Source organism: Amycolatopsis sp. NPDC104863 (assembly GCF_055582965.1).
On record NZ_JBVJOW010000004.1, the window covers coordinates 846,699 to 863,413 of the forward strand.

At 69.4% G+C, this 16,715-nt stretch carries 13 protein-coding genes and 1 pseudogene; 4 read left to right on the forward strand and 10 right to left on the reverse strand.

Features of this window, described 5'->3' with window-relative positions; translation table 11 throughout:
• Positions 1 to 125 precede the first annotated feature (125 nt).
• The 5 genes and pseudogenes from ACZ63J_RS25705 to ACZ63J_RS25725 form a co-directional block, all read right to left on the reverse strand.
• Positions 126 to 953 (reverse strand): annotated as a pseudogene (locus ACZ63J_RS25705) (5-oxoprolinase subunit C family protein); the annotation flags it as partial.
• Positions 950 to 1,561: a 5-oxoprolinase subunit B family protein gene (locus tag ACZ63J_RS25710; protein ID WP_465400212.1), complete on the reverse strand. Its 612-nt coding sequence runs from the start codon at positions 1,559 to 1,561 to the stop codon at positions 950 to 952. The gene ACZ63J_RS25710 and the pseudogene ACZ63J_RS25705, both read right to left, overlap by 4 nt.
• Positions 1,558 to 2,310: a LamB/YcsF family protein gene (locus ACZ63J_RS25715; RefSeq protein WP_465400211.1), complete on the reverse strand. Its 753-nt coding sequence runs from the start codon at positions 2,308 to 2,310 to the stop codon at positions 1,558 to 1,560. Before ACZ63J_RS25715 ends, ACZ63J_RS25710 begins: the two co-directional genes overlap by 4 nt.
• Before the next feature lies 1 nt (position 2,311).
• A complete protein-coding gene (locus ACZ63J_RS25720; protein ID WP_465400210.1) occupies positions 2,312 to 3,106 on the reverse strand; it encodes a putative hydro-lyase in 795 nt (264 codons plus the stop codon).
• A 10-nt stretch (positions 3,107 to 3,116) separates the two neighbouring features.
• Positions 3,117 to 4,358, reverse strand: a complete 1,242-nt coding sequence (locus ACZ63J_RS25725; protein ID WP_465400209.1) for an MFS transporter — start codon at positions 4,356 to 4,358, stop codon at positions 3,117 to 3,119.
• A 117-nt stretch (positions 4,359 to 4,475) separates the two neighbouring features.
• On the opposite strand from ACZ63J_RS25725, the gene ACZ63J_RS25730 reads away from it, so the two are divergent.
• A complete protein-coding gene (locus ACZ63J_RS25730; protein WP_465400208.1) occupies positions 4,476 to 5,195 on the forward strand; it encodes a GntR family transcriptional regulator in 720 nt (239 codons plus the stop codon).
• Positions 5,196 to 5,378: 183 nt separating this feature from the next.
• Positions 5,379 to 5,807 (forward strand): hypothetical protein, encoded by a 429-nt coding sequence (locus tag ACZ63J_RS25735; RefSeq protein WP_465400207.1) that lies wholly within the window; start codon positions 5,379 to 5,381, stop codon positions 5,805 to 5,807.
• A gap of 10 nt (positions 5,808 to 5,817) precedes the next feature.
• On the opposite strand, the gene ACZ63J_RS25740 is transcribed toward ACZ63J_RS25735, so the two are convergent.
• From ACZ63J_RS25740 to ACZ63J_RS25760, 5 genes are all read right to left on the reverse strand, one after another.
• Positions 5,818 to 7,182 carry a ricin-type beta-trefoil lectin domain protein gene (locus ACZ63J_RS25740; RefSeq protein ID WP_465400206.1) on the reverse strand — a complete coding sequence of 455 codons (1,365 nt, stop codon included), beginning with the start codon at positions 7,180 to 7,182 and terminating at the stop codon, positions 5,818 to 5,820.
• Positions 7,179 to 9,038 carry a ricin-type beta-trefoil lectin domain protein gene (locus ACZ63J_RS25745; protein ID WP_465400205.1) on the reverse strand — a complete coding sequence of 620 codons (1,860 nt, stop codon included), beginning with the start codon at positions 9,036 to 9,038 and terminating at the stop codon, positions 7,179 to 7,181. Before ACZ63J_RS25745 ends, ACZ63J_RS25740 begins: the two co-directional genes overlap by 4 nt.
• On the reverse strand, positions 9,035 to 10,102 hold the full coding sequence (locus tag ACZ63J_RS25750) for an RICIN domain-containing protein (protein ID WP_465400204.1): 1,068 nt from the start codon (positions 10,100 to 10,102) through the stop codon (positions 9,035 to 9,037). Before ACZ63J_RS25750 ends, ACZ63J_RS25745 begins: the two co-directional genes overlap by 4 nt.
• Before the next feature lie 80 nt (positions 10,103 to 10,182).
• Positions 10,183 to 11,409 (reverse strand): family 16 glycosylhydrolase, encoded by a 1,227-nt coding sequence (locus ACZ63J_RS25755; RefSeq protein ID WP_465400203.1) that lies wholly within the window; start codon positions 11,407 to 11,409, stop codon positions 10,183 to 10,185.
• Between the two features lie 817 nt (positions 11,410 to 12,226).
• Complete coding sequence (locus ACZ63J_RS25760) at positions 12,227 to 13,462, reverse strand: ROK family transcriptional regulator (protein ID WP_465400202.1); 1,236 nt, start codon at positions 13,460 to 13,462, stop codon at positions 12,227 to 12,229.
• A gap of 132 nt (positions 13,463 to 13,594) precedes the next feature.
• Here ACZ63J_RS25760 and ACZ63J_RS25765 point away from each other — a divergent pair, with 132 nt between their 5' ends.
• Together ACZ63J_RS25765 and ACZ63J_RS25770 are read left to right on the forward strand one after the other, a co-directional pair.
• Positions 13,595 to 14,827: an ROK family transcriptional regulator gene (locus ACZ63J_RS25765; RefSeq protein WP_465400201.1), complete on the forward strand. Its 1,233-nt coding sequence runs from the start codon at positions 13,595 to 13,597 to the stop codon at positions 14,825 to 14,827.
• A 250-nt stretch (positions 14,828 to 15,077) separates the two neighbouring features.
• Complete coding sequence (locus ACZ63J_RS25770) at positions 15,078 to 16,706, forward strand: ABC transporter substrate-binding protein (RefSeq protein ID WP_465400200.1); 1,629 nt, start codon at positions 15,078 to 15,080, stop codon at positions 16,704 to 16,706.
• The last annotated feature ends 9 nt before the right edge of the window (positions 16,707 to 16,715 follow it).

The window sequence follows — 16,715 nt, forward strand, 5'->3', positions numbered from 1 at the left end:
TCTCGCGGCGGATCAGGGGGGTTTCTGTTTTTTCTTTTGGTGTTTTTTTTTTTGTCCTCCCTCCCCCACCTCTTTCTTGGTGTTGGTGTTCCCCCCCCCCCCCCCCCCCCCCCCCCCCCCCCCGACGCTGGGCGGAAGCGCACGGTCTGGCCCGGGCGCAGCTGCGCCGCGAGGTCCAGGTCCTCCTCCTCGACCACCGCGATCACCGGGTAACCGCCGGTGGTCGGGTGGTCGGCGTGGAACAGGATCGGGCGGCCCGACGGCGGCACCTGCAGCGACCCGGGCACACACGCCTCGGACGGCAGCTCGTCGGTGCGGGCCCGCGAGAGCGGCGGCCCGGTGAGCCGGATGCCGACGCGGTCCGAGTCCGGCGACACCGTGTACACAGTGGACAGCAGCTCGTCCGGGGACACGAACCAGTCGCGACGAGGTCCCGGCGTCACCCGCAGGACCGGCGACGCGGGCAACGCCGCCCGTGGCGCCAGGTCGACCACCGGGAACGCGCCGGGGGTGCCCACCGGCAGCAGCATCCCGGCGGCGAGCGGGGGCGGGCCCAGCTTGCCGAGCGTGTCGGTCGACCGGGAACCCAGCACCGGCGCGACGTCGATCCCGCCGCGGACCGCGACGTAACACCGCAGACCCGAGGAAGCCGTGCCCAGCGCGAGTTCTTCGCCCGGCCACAGCGTGATCGGCGCGTTCAGCCCGCCCTTGGACAGCGGGCACGGCGCGCCCGTCACCGCCACCGTTGTCACGCTCGATGCGCGCAGCACCAGCCCGCCGAGCGTCACCTCCAGGGCCGCGGCGCCGGGCGGGTTGCCGACGAGCCGGTTGGCCAGCTGGAACGACCCCCGGTCCGCGGCGCCCGAGCGGCCGACGCCGAGCGCGGCGTGCCCCGGCCGGCCGAGGTCCTGCACCGTCGTCGCGAAGCCCGGCCGGAGGACTTCGAGCTTCACGACGGCACCGCCTTGAACCGGACCCGCGTGCCGGGCGGCAGCAGGTTCGGCGGGTCGCGGTCGACGTCCCACACCGGCACGTCCGTCCGGCCGAGCAGCCGCCAGCCGCCGGGGGACGCGCTCGGGTAGACCGCGCTGTACTCGCCGGCGATCGCCACCGAACCCGGCGGGATGCGCGTCCGGGGTGAGGACCGGCGCGACACGTGCAACGCCGGGTCCAAACCGGACAGATACGCGAACCCCGGTGCGAAACCGCAGAACGCCGAGACGTACGCACCCGAGCTGTGCCGGTCGACCAGCGCGGCGACGCTCAGGCCAGCCTCGGCCGCGACGTCGGCCAGGTCTTCGCCGTCGTACACCACCGGGATCACCACCTCGGCCGAAGCGGACACCGCACTGTCCACAGGGGACACCTCACGCAGCACCGCGCCCAAGCGGTCCGCGTCCGTCACCTTCGGGTCGAAGCGCACCAGCAACGTCCGCGCCGCCGGGACCAGCTCTTCGACGCCGGGCAGGTCCAATGACGTCACGGCGGCCTGGAACCCCAGCACGTCCTCCAGCTCCACGAGCACCGCGCGCCGCCCGCACGGCAGCAGCCGCACGGTCATCCGGTGAACGCGCCGAGCGGGACGTCCGCGGCGGCGAGGCCGTCGCGGATGCGCCGGGCCAGCTCGACCGCGCCCGGCGTGTCCCCGTGCACACAAAGGGAATCCGGGCGCAGGTCGAGCTTGCCGCCGTCGGCTGTGACCACTCCGCCGCCCGACGCCATCGTCACCGCGCGCTCGGCCACGGCGGCCGCGTCGTACAGAACGGCGCCCGGCTGCTTGCGCGACACGAGCCGGCCTTCCGGGGTGTACGCGCGGTCGGCGAACGCCTCCGCGTACGCCACCACACCCGCTTTTTCCGCCTGCCGCTGCATTTCCGAGTCCGGCAGGCAGAGCAGCGCGAGCGCGGGGTCGTACCGGCGCAGGCCGTCGACGATCGCCGCGGCCTGCTCGACGTCCACCGCCGCGGTGTTGTACAGGGCGCCGTGCGGCTTCACGTACGTCACGCGGCTGCCCGCCGCGCGGGCGAACGCGTCGAGCGCGCCGATCTGGTAGAGCACCTCGTCCGCCAGGTCGTCGGGCGCGATGTCGAGCGCGCGCCGGCCGAACCCGGCCAGGTCGCGGTACCCCACGTGCGCCCCGATCGCGACGCCACGCTCGGCCGCCAGGTCGCACACCCGCCGCATCACCGACGGGTCGCCGGCGTGGAAGCCGCAGGCGACGTTCGCGCTGGTCACGATGTCGAGCATGGCTTCGTCGTCGCCCATCTTCCAGGCGCCGAAACCCTCACCGAGATCGCTGTTCAGATCCATTTCAACCCACCCGGTATTCGCTGTCGTGCCGGTCGGTGATGAACATGTACCCCGGCGCGTGGGTGATCGCGAACGGGGGACGCGACGCCATCAGCGCCGCCTGCGGAGTGACCCCGCAGGCCCAGAACACCGGGACGTCACCGGGGCGCGCGTCCACCGGATCACCGAAGTCCGGCCGGGAAAGGTCTTCGATCCCCAGCGTACGCGGATCACCGATGTGCACGGGAGCTCCGTGCACGGCCGGCATCGCGCGGGTGATGCGGATGGCGTCGTCGACGCGCTCCTCGGGGATCTGCCGCATCGAGACCACCATCGGGCCGAAGAGCCGCCCGGCGGGCTCGCACTGCCGGTTCGTCACGTACATCGCGACGTTGCGGCCCTGCTCGACGTGCCGCAGCGGAACACCTTCGGCGGCCAGCGCCGTCTCGAAGGTGAAGCTGCAGCCGATGGAGAAGGCGACCATGTCGCTGCGCCACAGGCCGGTCGCGTCCGACACCTCGCCGGCCAGCACGCCGTTCTGCCAGATCCGGTAGCGCGGCAGGTCGGTGCGCAGGTCCGCGCCCTCGGCGAGCCGCGTGCCCGGGTCACCGGGGTCGGTGACGTCGAGCAGCGGGCACGGCTGCGGGTTGCGGGTGCAGAACAGCAGGACGTCGTAGGCCCAGTCCTGGGGCACGGCGATCAGGTTGGTCTGGGTGAAGCCGTCGGCCCAGCCCGTGGTGGGGCGGGCGTTGCCGCGGCGGAACACCGAGCGCGCCTGCGCCGGGCTGAACGTCGCGGGTTCGTCGAAAGTCGTCACGAGCTCCCCCTCAGTCGACAAGTTCGATGCCCCGGGTTTCCGGGAGCCCCAGCAGAGCGAGCGCGGCGATGCCGTACCCCAGCGCGCCGAACACGATCGCGCCGCCCGCGCCGAGGAAACCGACGACGGTCGGGAAGATCGCGCCGACCGCGCGGCCGAAGTTGTAGGTGAAGCCCTGTCCCGTCCCGCGCAACGTCGTCGGGTACAGCTCGGCGAGGTACGCGCCGAAACCGCTGAAGATCGCGGACATCGAGAAGCCGAGCGGGAAGCCGAGCACGAGGATCAAGCCGTTGGCGCCCTTGGGGATCTGCGTGTACGCGACGATCAGCCCGGCCGAGAGGATCGCGAAGGTCAGGAAGGTTTTCTTGCGCCCCATCAGGTCCGTGAGGTACCCGCCGCAGACGTACCCGACAAACGCCCCGGTGATCAGGAAGGCGAGGTACCCGCCGGTGCCGATCACGGTGAGCTCGCGTGTCTTCTTCAGGTAGGACGGCAGCCACGTCGAGATCGTGTAGTAGCCGCCCTGGACGCCGGTGGCCAGCAGCGCGGCGAAGAACGTCGTGCGCAGGAGGTCACCCTTGAAGATCTGGACGAGCGTGCCCTTCGGCCGCTCGGTCTTCAGCCGCTCCTCGGCGCGCGGCGCGTCCTTGACGCTCTTGCGCACCCACAGCACGAGCAGCGCGGGGATGACACCGGTCCAGAACATGATCCGCCAGGCGACGTCGTCACTCGCGACGCTGAAGACGACGGTGTAGACGATCACCGACAGGCCCCAGCCGACCGCCCACGCGCTCTGCACGAACGCTACGGTCCGGCCGCGGTAGCGGGCCGAGGAGTACTCCGCGACCAGCGCCGCGCCGGCCGCCCACTCCCCACCGAAGCCCAGGCCTTGCAGGGCGCGGAAGATCAGCAGCGTCTCGAAGTTGGGCGCGAACCCGCAGAGCACGGTGAAGATCGTGTACATCGCGATGGTGATCTGGAGCGTGCGGACGCGGCCGATCCGGTCGGCCAGCATGCCGGCCCCGACCCCGCCGACGGCCGACACGACCAGCGTCGTGGTGCCGAGCAGGCCGGCTTCGCCGCTCGATATGCCGAAGTACGCGGTGATCGCGGCGAGGCCGAGCGGCAGGGTCTGGTAGTCGAACGAGTCCAGGCCGTAGCCGCCGAACGCGCCCGCGAAGGCGCGGCGTCCGCGTTTGCCGAGTGTGCGGAACCAGTCGAACGGCCGGGCCTCGGTTGCTGTGGCAGTCATGTCGGGCACCTCCTGGCCAGTGTCTCATCGTGGCGTGCCTCACACAGTAGGGATTGTTGAACAATTCCACAAGATGGCAATTACATCGTCCTCAGTGTGACGGGTACCATCCGTGACGTGGTCATCGAAGACAGCGTGGTTCCGGGCCTGGAGGCCGATCGTGGCCTGGTCAGCCGCAAGAGCACGGCCGAGCGGGTCGCCGGCGTCCTCCGCAAGCGCATCGCGGAGGGCTTCTTCCTGCCCGGCGGCCGGCTCTCGGAGCAGGACATCGGCAACGCGCTCGGCGTCTCGCGCAACACGCTGCGGGAGGCGTTCCGGCTGCTCACGCACGAGCGGCTGCTGGCCCACGAGCTCAACCGCGGGGTTTTCGTCCGCATCCCGAGCGTCGAAGACGTCGTCGACATCTACCGGGTGCGCAAGATCATCGAGTGCGCGGCGGTCCGCGGGGTGACGGCGAAGCCGGCGTCGTTCACGAAGATCCGCGAGAAGGTCGAGATCGGCGACGAGGCCGCGCGCAGCGGCAACTGGAAGGACCTCGGGACGGCGAACGTCTGGTTCCACCAGGAGCTCGCCGCGCTGTCGGGCAGCGAGCGCGTCAACGAGCTGGTCGGCCGGCTGACCGCCGAGCTGCGGCTGGTCTTCCACATCATGGCCGAGCCCCGGCGCTTCCACGAGCGCTACCTGCCGCGCAACCACGAGATCCTCGACCGCATCGAGGCCGGGGACGGCCCGGGCGCCGAGCAGCTGCTGATGAAGTACCTCGAAGACGCCGAAGAACAGCTGGTCGGGGCCTACGCCGACCGCGCCGCGGCAGCCCGGGCGGCGATGTCGGAGTAGTGGCCGTTCGGGCACCGTCCCCGTCCGGACGGGCCGAGTGCTCGTCTACGCCGGGCCCGGCTCGATAACCTCGATGCGGTTTCGCGGCCGGAGTACCCCCAGCGGCAGCGGAACCGTCCGGCTGCCGGGTCGCGGCCTCCCCAGTGTTGCGGCCCGGCAGCTCCGGGCTGGGACACTGACCGGGTGCGGATGAACTCACGAGCGTGGCCGGGCCCGTTCGACGAAGTCCCCTGGGCGGAGATCGTCGACCGGTTCCAGGAGCTGGCCGCGAAGCACCCCGAACTCCGGGCGATGGCGGACATCGCCGACAGCGTGGCCGCCAGTGGCGGCGACCGGCTGGCCGGGCTCACCTCGATGCACGACCTCGTGGTCACGCCCCGGCCGGTGCCGGACCACCGGCCGATCGAGGTGGTGGTCGTCCGGTCGCCTTCGTCCGGTTTGGTCGGTCCCGGCGGGGTTCTGGTCGAGCACCGGTCCGTGACCGGGCACGACGACCGGATCCACCGCCCCGCCGCCGAGGCCGTGCCGCTGTTCTGGCGGTTCGTGATCGAGAAGTTCGGGGTGACGCCGGAAGGGCCCGGCCGGGAGTCCCGGCCGGGCCCTTCGGCTTGAGGAAACCCCGTCAGCCGGCGTAGCGGGCGAAGATCCTCGTGAAGTCCCACGCCTGCTGGGAAACACCCGAACACGTGTCGTCGTTCGGGTAGGCGCCCGGGCAGGGGCGGTCGCGGTTGGCCGACCAGAACGTCAACCGGGCCAGGTGGTGCTGGTTTGCGTAGGCCAGGATGGTGGTGAAGTCGTTCAACGTGACCGTCTCGCTGTTGTCCGTGATGCCGTTCATCGACGAGATGCCCATGTGCCGGTAGGCCGTGTCGTCGTCGTAGCCGTAAGCCGACTTGACGACGTTCTTGAGGCCTTCCGCCGCGCGCTGGGTGAGCGTGCCCATGTTCTGGCCCGCGCCGCCGAAGTCGAACGGCATGATCACCCAGCCGTCGACCGTGAGCCCGGACTGGGCCGCGCGGTTGACCAGGCTGTTGTCCGGACCGGACTGTCCGGTGCCGAACGTGACGTACAGCTTGATGCCCGGGTTGTTCGCCCGGACCGTCTTCAGCGCGTCGACCGTGCGCTGCTGCACCGTCGGGTTGCTGTAGGCGTCGGCCTCGATGTCGATGTCGATCGCCTTGAGGCCGTAGGCGCTGATCACCTTCTGGTAGCCCGCCGCCAGCTCACCCGCGCTGCCGCACGACGACTCCAGCTTGTTGCCGGAGTACCCGCCGAACGACGGGATGACGTCGCCGCCGCCCGCGCGGACCGCGTTGATCGTGTTCTGGTCGACGCCGCCGGTCAGCGCGCGCCCGCCGTCCCACATCGGGTTGCAGTAGCCGTTGGACAGGACGAACGCCAGCGTGAACCACTTGACGCCGGTGGCGTTCTGGATCGTCTGCGGGCTCGGCGGGTTGCCCCAGCCGTTGTAGAGGTACGGCGCCACGGCCATCACGCCCGGGCCGGACGGCGGCGGGGTCGTGCCGCCGCTCGGGAGCGTCCACTGCTGGTTGGCGCTGGTGGCGCACGTCCAGATCTGCAGCCGCGTGCCGTTCGCGCTCGAGTTGCCGGTGGCGTCGAGGCACTTGCCCGACCCGGTGTTCACGAGGTTCTTCGCCGCGTTGGCCGTCCACTTCTGGGCGTTGGAGCCGTTGCACTCCCAGAGCTGGATCGTGGTGCCGTTGGCCGTGCCGGCGCTCGTGACGTCGAGGCACTTGCCCAGCGCCTGCAGGGATCCGTCGGACCCGACCGTCCACTGTTGAGCGCCGGAGCCGTTGCAGTCGTACAGCTGGATCGCCGTGCCGTTCGCGGTGCTCGCCGCGTTGACGTCGACGCACTTGCCGGCGAGGCCGGTGATCGGACCGGTCGCCGCCTGCGCGACACCGGGCGCGAGCACCAGGGCCGACGCGGCCGCTACGAGAGCAGCGAATGCTGCGAGTTTTTTCATGCGGGCACGTTCCACTTCTGGTTGGCGGCGCCGGTGCAGGTCCAGATCTGCAGCCGGGTGCCGTTCGCGCTGGAGTTGCCGGTCGCGTCGAGGCACTTGTTCGAGGCCGCGCCGACGATGTCCTTGGCCGCGGTCGCCGACCATCTCTGGTTGGCTGTCCCGCCGCAGTCCCACAGCTGCAGCAACGCACCGTCCGCTGTGGACTGTCCGGTGACGTCGAGGCACTTGCCCAGCGCGCGGAGCGTGCCGTCGGTGCCGACCGTCCACTGCTGGGCGCCGGAGCCGTTGCAGTCGTAGAGCTGGACCGCGGTGCCGTTGGTGCTGTTCGCGCCCGCGACGTCGAGGCACTTGCCGCCGAGGCCGGTGATCGCGCCGGTCTTGCCGCCACCGCCGCCCGTGCCCTGGTTGCCGGCCCAGGTGAACGTCGCCGACGTGTGGCCGGGCAGCGTGTAGGTGAACGAGGAGTTGCCCCAGTTCACGCGCACGCTCTGGTTGCCGGTGCCGCTGTTGTACGCGATCAGCGCCTTCGAGCCGTCCGGGTTCTTCCACGCGACGTTGCGGACGGTCGAGTTGTCGTTCGAGTCGATCCGGTACGCGCCCGGCTTCACGAACTTCGTCAGGTGACCCATCGTGTAGTACTCGACGGTGTAGTCGACCTGCCCGCTGCGCGAGTCTCCGTTGTGGACGGTGATCAGGCCGGTGCAGGTGCCGCAGCCGCCGTTGTGCGGGCCCATGTTCTGGTCGACGGCGAGGCTCCACTTGGTGACGCTCTTCGACCAGTTCCGTGTGTAGTCGACGATGTTGTTCATGTCCTCGGCCTGCTGGTTCGAGATCCAGGTGCCCCCGGAGTGCTCGGTCGAGTAGGCGTTGACGTTCGGGTACTGGTTGTGGGTGGTCGTCTGCTGCGCGATGTTCCCGCCGTACCCGTGCCAGGCGACACCACCGAAGTTCGGGTGGTTGCGGATGGCCGAGTCGTCCAGCGTCGGCGCGCCGTAGGACGCGTAGGTGTCCCAGTTCCAGTCGAGCGCGAGGACCTTTGTGGACAGCCCGGCGCCCTGCAGGGCCGGCAGCAGGTTGTTCTTCGCGAAGTAGGCCAGTCCCGCGCCGTTCCAGTTGGTCGACGGGTAGCTCGAGCAGCACGTCGGCTCGTTCTGCATCGAGACGTAGTCGATCGGCACCCCCGCGGCCTGGTAGGCCTGCAGGTACTTGACGAAGTACTGCGCGTACGCCGGGTAGTACTGCGACTCGACCCAGCCCAGCAGGTAGCTGTCGTTGTCCTTCATCCACGGCGGCGCGCTCCACGGCGACGCCATCACCTTGGCCTGCGGGTTGAGCTGCTTGGCCTGCTTGGTCAGCGGCAGCACGTCGGCCTGGTCGTGCGCGATCGAGAAGTGCGTCAGGTTCGGGTCGGTCTGGCCGGCCGGCATGTCGTCGAAGGTGTAGCTGTAGCGGGCCAGGTCGGACGCGCCGAGCGGGTTGCGGATGAAGCTCAGCCCGATGCCGCTGTTCGGGTCGAACAGCTTGCGCATCGTGTCGTCGCGGGTGGCCTGCGACAGCGCGCCGCTGGAGTTCATCAGCCAGGCCGCGGTGTCCGTGAAGGACGCTCCACCGCCTTCGAACTGCTGGTAGGTGGTGTTTTCGTTGACGTTGATGGTCACACCGCCGGTGCCGGTGCCCGAGGCGAAGGTGACCGGCGTCTGCTGCTGGAGGCCGCGGGTGACCGTCCGGCCGCCGGAGTCGCTGGTCGTGGTCAGCCAGACGTTGACGGTCTCGCCCGCGGCCTGCGCGGGCACGGCGAAGGTGGCCGCGGCGAGCGCAGTCACGCCGAGGAGGGCGAAGAGAGAGCGTTTTCTCATGGCAGCGTCCACTTCTGGTTCGCACCGGACCCGCAGGTCCAGATCTGGAGCCGGGTGCCGTTGGCACTCGAGTTGCCGGTGGCGTCGAGGCACTTGCCGGACCCGGCGTTCACGAGGTTCTGCGAGCCGTTCGCCGTCCACTTCTGGGCGTTGGAACCGTTGCAGTCCCACAGCTGGATCGGCGTGCCGTTCGTCGTGCCCGCGCTGGTGACGTCGAGGCACTTGCCGAGCGCGCGGACGGTGCCGTCGGCGCCGACCGTCCACTGTTGAGCGGTCGAGCCGTTGCAGTCGTACAGCTGCACGGCGGTGCCGTTGGTGTTGCTGGCCGCGTTGACGTCGACGCACTTGCCGCCGATGCCGGTGATCCGCCCGCCGCCACCGGTGGGCGGGGTGGTGGTGCCGCCGGCGAACTGCGTGGCGACCTGCTCACCGAGGCTGGTGGCGTTGTTGTGGTTCTCGATCGGGTTGACGTGCGTGTTCGGGAACACGATGTAGGTCACCGGGCCCTCGGTGCCGCCGTTCGACGGGTCCGGGTTGATGCCGAGGTTGACGGCCGTCGCGTAGGACGCCTCACCGATGATGCTCGTCGGACCGGTGTCGCCGACCACGGCGTAGGTGACCTGGTTGTTGTAGATCACCGCCACGACCGAGCCGCCGTCGATGCCGTAGTTGCGGTAGTCCCATGTGGACGTCGGCTGCGGCAGCACGATGTACGGCAGCTGCGCGGCGTTGAGCGGCTGGTCCGTCGAGGTGTGGAACGCGGTGTCCGGGTAGAAGCAGCAGTCGGTCTGCTCGTTGCACTGGCTGGTCCGGACGCCGTCGCAGTCGATGTCCATGTCGGCCTTGAAGAAGACCGCGCCGTTGGCCTGGCAGACGGGCACGGTGGCCGCGCCGCCTTCGTCGAAGGAGTACTTGCCGTTCGAGATCTGCTGGCAGGACGTGGTCTTGGCGAGCAGCTGGCTCGCGGACGGTCCCGCTTCGGGAGCGGCCTGTGCCGACCCGGTCGTCAGGCAGGTAAGCGCTATCAGGGCACCGCCCAAGAGCGCGAGGAGCTTTTTCCGCACTGGATTCTCCTAGTGGAAAAGGGAAAGAGGGTACGACGACCAGGCGGACCGAGCCGGTCCGCCTGGTCGAGGGCGTCAGATCAGGGAGTGGTCCACTTCTGGTTCGCGCCGCCGCCGCAGGTCCAGATCTGCAGCCGGGTGCCGTTCGCGCTCGAGTTCCCGGTGGCGTCCAGGCACTTGTTCGCGTTGGGGTTCACGATGTCCTTGGCCCCGCTGACGACCCACTTCTGGGCCACGGTCCCGTTGCAGTCGTAGAGCTGCACCGCCGTGCCGTCCGCGGTGCCCGCGGCGTTGACGTCCATGCACTTGCCCAGCGCGCGGATCGTGCCGTCACTGGCGAGCGTCCAGTTCTGCGCGGCGTTGCCGTTGCAGTCGGTGATCTGGATCGGCGTGAGGTTCGCGGTGCTGGCGCCCGCGACGTCGACGCACTTGCCGCCGATGCCGGTGATCCGCCCGGTGCGCCCGCTCGGCGGGGTGCCGCCGCCGGTGTCGTTGGTGACGTGGACGTAGTCGACGACCAGCTGCTGCGGGAACTGCGTGCTGCTGTTGGGGTCACCCGGCCAGTACCCGCCGACGGCGAGGTTCATGATGACGAAGAAGTTGTGGTCGTAGACCCAGCGGTTGCCGTTCAGGTCGGACGGCGTGCGCGTCTGGTAGAGGTTCCCGTCGACGTACCACTTGATCTGGTTCGGGGACCAGTCGATGGCGTAGGTGTGGAAGTCGTCGGAGAAGTTGGGGCCGCTGTACCCGGCGCCGATGCCGCCGGAGCCGGAGTAGCCCGGGCCGTGGATCGTGCCGTGGACGGTGTTCGGCTCGAACCCGACGTTCTCCATGATGTCGATCTCGCCGTCGGTCGGCCAGTTGCCGCCGCCGAGCATCCAGAAGGCCGGCCACATGCCCTGGCCGCGCGGGAGCTTCATGCGCGTCTCGAAGTGGCCGTAGGCCTGGGTGAACTTGCCGGCCGTGTTCAGCCGCGCGGAGGTGTACTCGCAGCGGCCGTACCAGCAGTTGTAGTTGCCGGGGTTCTCGCGCTTGGCCGTGATCACGAGGTGGCCCTGGCCGTCGAGCTGGGCGTTGTTGGTGCCCGACGTGTAGTACTGGCGTTCGTGGTTGTTGACGTTGTCGCCGGTTTCGAGCTGCCACTTCGAGCCGTCGACGGCGGCGCCCGCGGGGCCGTTGAAGTCGTCGGTGAAGGTGGCCGCGGCTTCGGCCGCGGGGGCGGTCAGCGCCTGCTGCCCGAGCAGCAGCAGGGAGCAGGTGGCCAGGAGCGCCGCTGCTCTTCGGAACTTGCGGAACGAGGTGGACATCGTTGTCGCCTCTCTCACCGTGGGGACCGGCGTTCCGCGCGCAGCACGAAGCGCCGGGGAGGGGGAGGTGGCCTCGCATGCCGGGGCGGCGGCAGGCGCGACCGGCTTCGCGACCCGGGGGCGGGGGATGGGCCGCGAGGTGGTTCAGACCTTTGTTGTGCTTGGCAACAAAGTATGCATGGTCCAGACAAGCCGGGCAACCGTCGGGCGGTCATTTTTTTTCAACCCGAATTAAGGGTGGGTGGGTTGCGGGAGGGGTTCCCGATGGGCGGGACATGTGGTTGTCCACAGGTCGGGTGAGTTGTGGACAGGTGGGGTGGGGCGGGGGGCTTTGGCGGGGTTTTGTCGGGGGGTGGGGATACGCTGGAGCGGGGATGGCCCCCTGGGAGGGTGGGCTCTGCTTGGGTGGCTCGTGGCTCGTGGCTCGTGGCTCGTGGCTCGTGGCTCCTGGCTCCTGGTCTCTGGCACCCCCGAAGCCCCTCCTGGCTCTTCGGCACCTCGAACGCCCGCCTGGTTCTCCGGCACCCCGAAGGCCCTCCTGGTTCTCCGGCAGCCCGAAGCCCCTCGTGCCTCTCCGGCACCTCGAAGCCCCTCCTGGCCCTCCGGCCCCTCCTGGCCTTCCGGCACCCCTGAAGCCCCTTCTGGCCTTCCGGCACCCCGAAGCCCGATTGTGACTACGGCCGGCAGCGCCGCGTCAAGGCGGGAAAGATGCCTTGACCCGGTGCCGCCGGCCGTGTTCTGGCTTCGGATCGGGGTGCGGGGGGTCTGGGTGCTCGTTGGTGCCTGTTCTCGTGTAACTCGCTTGCGTGCTCTCGCCTTACGCCGCGTCTGAGTCTGGGGCTCCTGGCTTGGCCAGTCTTGATGTTGCTCCCTGCTCCAGGAGGTCTGCCACTGGCAGTGTTGCCGCTCCTGTTGCTACCGCGTCCAGGCCCAGTGAGCCCAGCTGGATCGATGTCTGGCTGAATGGGTGCCGCAGTGCGTGCTCGCCTGCTGCCTCTCGGATTCTTGGCAACAGCTGCTCGCCCAGGGCCAGGCCTGCCCAGCCGCCGATCACTATGCGTTCTGGGTTGAACAGGTTGATCAAGTTTGCTATGCCTGCGCCCAGGTAGCCCGCCGTCTCGTCCAGGACTCGGGCTGCCGTCTTGGACTTTGCCGCTGCCTCCAGCAGGGCCGCGAACTGGGCCTGTTCGTCCTCGCCCGGGACCTCCTTGCCGCGGACCTTTCGGTACCTCGCCAGGACCCCGCCCGCTCCGATGTACGCCTCCAGGCAGCCTCGGGCGCCGCAGCGGCAGTCCTGGCCTCCGTACGCGATTGTTGTGTGGCCCCACTCGCCCGCACTGCTCGTTGAGCCTCGGTACGTCGTGCCGTCCGTTACCACCGCTGCGCCGACGCCTGAGCCGATCAGCGCTATCACCGCGTGCCTTGCTCCGCGGCCTGCGCCGAACCACATCTCTGCCTGCCCCTGTGTCTTCGCGCCGTTGTCGACGAACAGGGGGAGCGTCACTCCTGCTTCGTGCAGCAGCGAGGCGAACGGGACCGCCTCCCAGCCGACCGTGGGGGCGTGGACCAGGACCTCCGCGCCCTGCTCGACCGTGCCCGGGACGCCGATTCCGACGCCGAGGACCGCCGAGTCGTCGATGCCCGCGCTTGCGAACACCTCACGCAGTCCGGATGTCACCTGCTCGACCGCCGTTGCCGGGTCCGGGGCCTTCGGGAGCGGGTGCTCGACCGTTGCCAGGCGGTTCATCGCCAGGTCGAACAGCTCGACCTTGACGCCGGTCTCGCCGATGTCCACCCCTGCGACGTGCCCGTACGCGGGGTCGACGCGGAGGAGCACCCTTGGCCGGCCGCCGTCCGACTCGACCTGGCCCGCTTCCGTGATGAGGCGCTCTTCGCCCAGTTCGGCGGTCACGTTGCTGACCGTCGCCGCACTCAATCCGGTGAGCTGGCTGAGTTCGTGCCGCGACAGCGGGCCGTCGAAGTACAGTTTCGACAGCAGCAGGGAACGGTTGTGCCGCCGCAGATCGCGGACGGTGGTGCGCTTGCTCGCCATGGGCAACCCATCTGAACTCTTACCGGCTCACTGACAGGATGCCTGATCACCGTAAGTTGTGGCTATGTATTAAGTAGTGAACTAAGTCCCGAACTGATGGTCGCACGGTCAGTCTCTGGCACAATCCCCCAGGTGACCCAGGTGGTACGCCAGACGACCCGAGACCTCCGACGGCACAACCGCGCGGCCCTCCTGTCTTCCCTCTACCTCCGCGGCCCCGTCAGCAGACTGGAACTAGTAGCTGAATCGGGACTGTCGGCCGCCACCGTTACGAACGTCGTCTCCGAGCTCATCGCGGACGGCGTCGTCGCGGAGGCGGGATCGGTCGAATCGGACGGCGGACGGCCCCGGACGCTGCTGGCCGTGCGGCCGGACTTCGGGCACGTCGTCGGCGTCGACGTCAGTGAGACGCACGTCGAAGTCGGCCTGTTCGACTGCGCCCTCGGGACCCTCGGCACGGTACGGCACCCGCTCGTCGGCACCCGGCTGGATCCGGACGAAGTGGCCGGACTGGTGCGAACCGGCATCGCCGAAGTGCTCGAAGACGGCGAACCGGGCGCGGTGTTCGGGGTCGGCATCGGGGTGCCCGGCGCGGTCCGCGACGGCGGGATCGTGCACGCGCCGACCCTCGGCTGGCGCGGGGTCGCCTTCGCCGGCCTGATCCGGCCGCACATCGACGCGCTGTTCCCGCCGGGGCCCGGGCCGCGGCCGGGGCGTGAGCTCATGGCGCTCCACCTCGACAACCGCGCGCGCACGCTCGGCCAGGCCGAGACCTGGCGCGGCGCCGGCCGGGGCGCCGAACGCGCCATCGTCGCGCTGCTCGGCGTCGGGGTCGGGGCCGCCGTCGCGACGGCCGGGCCGTCGCACCCCGGCATCACCACCAGCGAGTGGGGCCACACCGTCGTCAAGGCGGCCGGCGCGGCCTGCCGGTGCGGCTCGCACGGCTGCCTGGAGGCCTACGTCGGCACCGAGGCGGTCGTCCGGCACTACGCCGACCGGGTCGGCCAGGAACCGGTCATCGGGGACGAAAGCGACGCCGAGCTGGCCCGGATCGTCGCCGAGGCTGAGCACGGCGGAGCCGCCGCCGACGTGCTCGCCGAGACCGGCGAGTACCTGGGCATCGGCATCGCGAACCTGATCAACCTGCTCAGCCCCGACCGGGTGGTGCTTTCCGGCTCCGCGGGGGCGATCATGGGACCGGCGATCCTGCCCGCGGTGCGCGACGCGGTGGGCCGGCACGCCCTGGACTACCTCGCCGAGCGCACCGAGGTCGTCCTCGGCCGGCTCGGACCGGAGGCGGTCGCGCTCGGCGCGGCGACGCTGCCCGTCGCGCAGCTGCTCGCGACGGGTGGCCGGACCGGCTGAAACCCTTGCGTCGCAAGGAGTAGCACCGCCAAGTGGTCCAACCATCCAGTTCTTTCAGTACTTAAACTTAGGCACAAAACGTTACCCGCGTGTTATTGACGTGACCCGAGTCACCCGGGTTGACTTCGGGACGTCGTTCGGTCGCCGGCGGTCGGGGCTCGCTACCAGTCGACATCACGCACGTCGTCGCTGAAAGCAGGAGAAACCGATGCGAGTCAAGCGCGCAGTAGTCGCAGCGCTAGTGGGACTGATGGCCGTCACCGGCCTGACCGCGTGCGGGGGAGGCAGCTCGAGCGCCGGGCAGGGCAACCCCGACGCGGTCCTCAACGTCGGCAAGCCCGACGGCCCGCAGTCGGAGAACAACAACCCGTTCCTCGAGACGTCCGCCCTGTCGAACATGGGCTACCGGTGGATGATCTACGAGCCCCTGGTCATGCTGAACCGCGTCAAGCCGCAGGAGCCCGGCAAGCCGTGGCTGGCGACGAAGTGGGACTGGTCGGACAACTACAAGAAGCTCGTCCTCACCGTCCGTGACGGCGTCAAGTTCTCCGACGGCCAGCCGATGACCGCCGAGGACGTCGCCTACACGTTCCAGCTGCTGCGCGACAACAAGGCGCTGAACGTCGACGCCGTGCCGTACAAGGACATCACCCCGGCCGGCAACCAGGTCACGCTGGCCTTCGACGGCTCCCAGTTCGTCAACCAGGTCAAGATCCTGCAGACGCTCGTCGTGCCGAAGCACGTCTGGCAGTCCATCAAGGACCCGGCGCTCGACACGGTGAAGAACCCGATCGGCACCGGGCCGTACACGCTGAAGTCGGCGACGCCGCAGACGATGATCGTCACCCGGCGCGACACCGGTTACTGGCAGGAAGCGCCGAAGGTCAAGGAGATCCGCTACACCTCCTACACCGACAACAACGCGCAGGTCAACGCGCTGGTGAGCGGGGCGTCGGAGTGGAGCTTCGTCTTCATCCCGAACTACAAGGCCGTCTACACCAACAAGGACCCGCAGCACTACAAGCTGTGGTTCCCGGCGCAGCTGGCCGTGCACGGCCTGTGGTTCAACACCGAAAAGGCGCCGTGGAACGACGCGAAGCTGCGTCAGGCCGTCAACAAGGTGATCAACCGCGACGACATCTTCAACCAGGGTGAGGCCGGGTACTTCTACCCGAAGAACGACCAGGTCACCGGCATTCCGACGCCGGCGGGCGACCCGTTCATCGCGCCGCAGTACAAGGGCCAGTCGGTCCAGGTCGACGTCCCGGGCGCGAAGTCGCTGCTCACCGGCGCGGGCTACAAGTTCAACGGAGACAAGCTGGCCGACCCGAGCGGCAAGCCGGTCACGCTGAAGCTCACCGTCCCGTCGGGCTGGTCGGACTACATCACCGACCTGGAGATCATCAAGGACAACCTCGCGCAGATCGGCATCACCGCCACGGTCGAGAAGATGAACCAGGACGCGTGGATCAAGTCGGTCGACACCGGTGACTTCGAGGGCCTGATGCACTGGACCAACGACGGTGCGACGCCGTACGACATGTACCGCGACGTGATGGACGGCTCGCGCTACAAGCCGACCGGCCAGGGTGGCATCAACGGCAACTACGGCCGGTACAAGAACGACGAGGCGACCCAGGCCCTGGCGACCTACGCCAACGCCGAGGACGACGCGTCCCGCACCGCCGCGATGGCCACGCTGCAGAAGATCATGATCGAGCAGCAGCCGATGATCCCGACGTCGGCGGCGAACTCCGGCGGCGAGTACAGCACGAAGAACTGGGTGGGCTGGCCGGACGAGGCCAACCCGTACGGCCCGGCGCAGCCGACGCTGCGCAACGCGCTGGACATCGTCCTCCACCTGAAGCCCGCGGCCTGATGGCGGATT